We start from the raw sequence: 4,479 nt of genomic DNA on the forward strand, positions 1-4,479 counted from the left end.
CAAGGGGTTCGCCGGCAAGGACTTCGAGACGCTGCTGGGCGACTACGGGATCACGATGCTGCGGCCGTCCCGCAAAAACGAGAAGGCCCGCTACGGCGAGCCGATGCTCAAGAAGGTCCGGCAGCTGATCGAGTCGGTCAACGACACCCTCAAGGGCCAGCTCGACCTGGAAGACCACGGTGGCCGGTCCTTCGAAGGCGTCGCCATCCGCGTCGCCCAGCGCCTCCTGGCGATGGCCGCCGCGATCTGGCACAACAACGCAACCAACGCACCGATCACCCGGTCACTGACCGCCTACGATCACTGACCGGAGATCGGACTTACTCGTCTAGGCGTCGCCACCCAGCTCCCGGTCGAGAATCTCGAAGAGTTCCTCCGCGGAGGCCGCGGCGAGCTGCTCGTCCTCCGCAGCAGAGGGAGAAGGCTCGGGAGACTCCGGCTCCACCGGGGCCGGCTCCGGCTCCGCCGGGGCCAGTCGCTCGGCCAGGTATCGGGCGACCGCGGTGGCGTTCGGCTGGTCGAAGGCGAGCGTGGCGGGCAACGGAAGGCCGGTCCGCCGGCGCAGCCGGTTCCGCAGCTCGACGGCGGCCAGCGAGCTGAAGCCGAGCTGTACGAAGCCGCGCTCGGCGTCGATCGCGTCCGCGGTGTCGTGCCCGAGCGCCACCGCCGCCTCGGCCTGGACCAGCTCGAGCAACATGCGGTCCCGCTCCCGGGCGGGCAGCCCGGCCAGCCGCTCCCGCAGCCCGGTCGCGCCGTTCGACCCGTCGGTCCGTGCGGTCACGGCGGTTGTACGGCGCGCGCCCACGAGGTCACGCAAGAGTGCGGGCAGGTCGTCGCCACGAGCCCGCAGCGCGCGGACGTCCGGCCGGAACGGCGCCAGCACCGGCGCGGGCACCCGCAGCGCCGCGTCGAAGAGCGCCAGCCCGGTCTCCGCGGAGATCGCCGGTATGCCCAGCGTGCGCACCCGGGCCAGGTCGGTGTCCTGCAGCGGCCCGCCGAGCCCGGTGTCCACCGCCCACATCCCCCAGGTCAGTGAGGTGGCGGGCAGCCCGGCGGCGGCGCGATCCGCGGCGAGCGCGTCGAGGAACGCGTTGGCCGCCGCGTAGTCGCCCTGCCCGGCGGCGAGCACCATTCCGCCGGCGGAGGAGAACAGCACGAAGCGGGTGATGTCATGCTTTTGGGTGAGTTCGTGCAGGTGCCAGGCGGCGTCCGCCTTGGGCCGCAGCACCCGGTCCAGCCCTTCCTCCGTCAGCGTGCCCAGCACCCCGCCGGCCATCACTCCCGCGGTGTGCACCACGGCGCGCAGAGGATGGGTGATCTCCTCCAGCAGCACGGCGAGGGCCTCCCGGTCGGCCACGTCGCAGGCGGCGATGGTGACCTCGGTGCCCTGTTCGGCCAGCTCGTCGCGGAGTTCGGCCGCCCCGGGGGCGTCCAGGCCCCGGCGGGAGATCAGCAGCAGGTGCCGTACGCCGTGTTCGGCCACCAGATGCCGGGCCATCAGGGCGCCCAGCCCGCCGGTGCCTCCGGTGATCAGCGTGGTGCCATCGGCCGGCCAGGCCGCGTCGTACGGGTCGATGGCCGCGGCGCGCGATACCCGGCCGGCGTGATCCTCGCGCGGGAGTGCGGCGCGGGTCAACCGGGGGACCCACGGCCGGCCGTCACGGATCGCCAGCTCGGGCTCGCCGGTGGCCAGGGCGACGCGCACGCCGTCCGCCAGGTCGCCGGCCGGATCCAGGTCGACCAGGATGATCCGGCCGGGGTTCTCCTCCTGGGCGGCCCGCACCAGGCCCCAGACCGCGGCCCGCGCCGGATCCGGCGCTTCGGTGTCGCGCACCGCCACGGCGCCCCGGGTGATCACCACTGCCGGCCGGGCGTCCGCCCCGGCCGACCAGCCCTGCAGGCCGGTAAGGACCGGACGCAGGGTACGCCGCACCCGCTCCGGCACATCGCGGCCTGAGGCTTCGCCGGCGCCGCCGGTGGCGTCGATGACGAGCGCGTCGGAGGCGTCCACCGCGCCGAGGGGACCCGACGGCGCGACCGGCCGCCACGTCACCGCGAGCAGCGACTCCGAGGCCGGGCGGGCCTGTGCCAGCTGCTCGGCCTGCACCGGCCGGGACACCACCGTCTCCACCGTGGCCACCGGCCGGCCGGCGGGGTCGGCCAGGTCCAGCCGGGTGACCTCGTCGCCGTCCAGCCGGCGCAACCGTACTCGCACCGCGTCGGCGCCGGCGGCGTGCATCGTGACGCCGTTCCAGTTGAACGGGATCAGCGTGGCCTTCGGCCCGGCCACCAGGTCCACGTGCATCGCGGCGTCGAGGAGCGCGGGGTGTAGACCGTATCGGGTGGTCTGTCCGGCTTCTTCGGGGAGGGTTATGTCGGCGTAGAGGTCGTCGCCGTGTTTCCAGGCGTGGGTGAGGCCGTGGAAGGCGGGGCCGTAGCCGTAGCCGTGGTCGACCAGGCGGTCGTACAGGCCGGTGGTGTCCAGCGGTTGAGCGTCCGGCGGGGGCCAGGCGTGGCTCAGGTCCGCCGGGGTGGCTTGGGCAGGGGTGAGGGTGCCGGTGGCGTGGCGGGTCCAGTGTCCGTGGTCGTCTTTGGAGTGGATGCCGATCTGGCGTCGGCCGTTTTCGTCTGGTGCGGTCACGGTGATCTGGACGGCGACGCTGCCGTTGGTGTCGGGGATGGGCAGGGGGGCCTGCAGGGTGAGTTCGTCGATGGCCGGGCAGCCGACCTGGTCGCCGGCGCGCAGGGCGAGTTCGACGAAGGCGGTGCCGGGCAGGATCGGGGTGGCGTTGATGACGTGGTCGGCCAGCCAGGGCTGGTCGGTGACCGACAACCGCCCGGTCAGGATGGCGCCGCCGTCAGGCTGCTCCACGACCGCACCCAAGATCGGGTGGTCGGCGGCACCCAGACCCAGTGCGGCCGGATCGCCCGCCGGGGCCAGTTGAAGCCAGTAGCGGCGATGCTGGAAGGGATAGGTGGGCAGATCCAGCTCGCCGGTGCGGGCACTGGTCGGCCAGGCAGTCCAATCCACGGCCGTGCCACGCGTCCAGGCTTGGCCCAGTCCGGCGATCAGTTGGGTGGTCTCGTCCCGGTCGCGGCGTAGCAACGCCACCACCGAGGACTCCTCGTGGTCGGTGAGGGTTTGTTCGATCATGGGGGTGAGCTGAGCGTCCGGGCCTGCCTCGATGAAACAGCCGACGCCGTGCCCGTGCAGGGTGGTGACGGTGTCGGCGAACCGCACCGGTCGGCGTACGTGATCCACCCAGTACTCGGCCCGAGTGATCTCGGCTCCGGCCAGGTCTCCCGAAACGTTGGACACCAGCGGCAGCTCCGGACGCCGCAGCGCCAACCCTGCCACCACCTGCCCGAACTCGGCCAGCATCGGCTCCATCAGCGGGGAGTGGAACGCGTGCGACACCCGCAGCGGGCGGGTGCGGTGCCCGTGCTGCCGTGCCCAGTCGACAACTTGGGTGACCTGGTCGGATGCACCGGAGATCACCACCGCGCCGGGCGCGTTGACCGCGGCCACCGCTATCTGGTCGTGACCGGCCAGCACCGGGGCGAGCACGTCTTCGCCGCAGCCGATCGCCGCCATCGCACCCCCGGCCGGCAGCGCCTGCATCAACCGGCCACGGGCGGCCACCAGGCGGCACGCGTCCGCCAGGTCCAGCACCCCAGCGACATGCGCGGCGGTGATCTCGCCCAGCGAATGCCCGGCCACGTAATCGGGCCGGATGCCCAGCGATTCGAGCAGTCGGTACAAGGCCGTTTCGAGGGCGAACAGCCCGGTTTGGGCGAACACCGTCTGATCCAGCATCCCATCGGTCTGGCCGAGGATGATCTCCCGCAGGCTCGCACCACCGGCCACCTTTGCGGTAGCGAGTTCGGTTTCCAGTAGCGCGCAGGTCTCGTCGAAGGCGTGGGCGAACACTGGGAAAGCCGCATACAGCTCGCGACCCATCCCGGGCCGCTGGGCACCCTGACCGGAGAACAGCACCGCCACCCGGCCCGGCCGCACCCGGCCCACCACCGAAGACGACTCCAACTCCCCAGCCGCCAACGCACGCAACCCGGCCAGCAGACCCTCTCGGTCCGCCGTCGGCAGCACCGCCCGGTACTCCAACGCCGCCCGGCGCGCCAGTCCGGCCGCCACCTCCACCGGGCCAGCCGCATCGTGTTCGGCCATGAATCCGGCCAGCCGGTCGGCCTGCGCTCGCAGCGCCGCCTCGCTCTTGGCCGACAGCGCCACCGGCAAAATCTGACCGGCGGTGCCGACCGTTCCAGCCGAAACGGACGATCCCGTCTCGGCTGGGCCCTCGCTGGCGAGCGCTTCCTCACCGGCGCCGGCCACCGACGGCTCCTCAACGGGCGGCTCTTCCACGATCACATGAGCGTTGGTGCCGGAGATGCCGAACGACGACACTCCCGCCCGGCGCGGCCGGTCCGCCTCCCGAGGCCAAGGCTGGGCCTCGGTCAGCA

The 4,479-nt window shown here is 72.7% G+C and carries 1 protein-coding gene and 1 pseudogene; one reads left to right on the top strand and one right to left on the bottom strand.

The genetic code is table 11. The features are described from left to right. Window positions 1-307: pseudogene (locus C4V41_RS60035) on the top strand (IS982 family transposase); the annotation flags it as partial. A gap of 21 nt (window positions 308-328) precedes the next feature. Here C4V41_RS60035 and C4V41_RS65740 read toward each other — a convergent pair. Then, window positions 329-4,387: a type I polyketide synthase gene (locus tag C4V41_RS65740; protein WP_327537531.1), complete on the bottom strand. Its 4,059-nt coding sequence runs from the start codon at window positions 4,385-4,387 to the stop codon at window positions 329-331. Window positions 4,388-4,479: the final 92 nt, after the last annotated feature.

The sequence above is a fragment of the Nonomuraea solani genome, from assembly GCF_900108335.1.
In the GTDB taxonomy this organism is placed as follows: domain Bacteria; phylum Actinomycetota; class Actinomycetes; order Streptosporangiales; family Streptosporangiaceae; genus Nonomuraea; species Nonomuraea solani.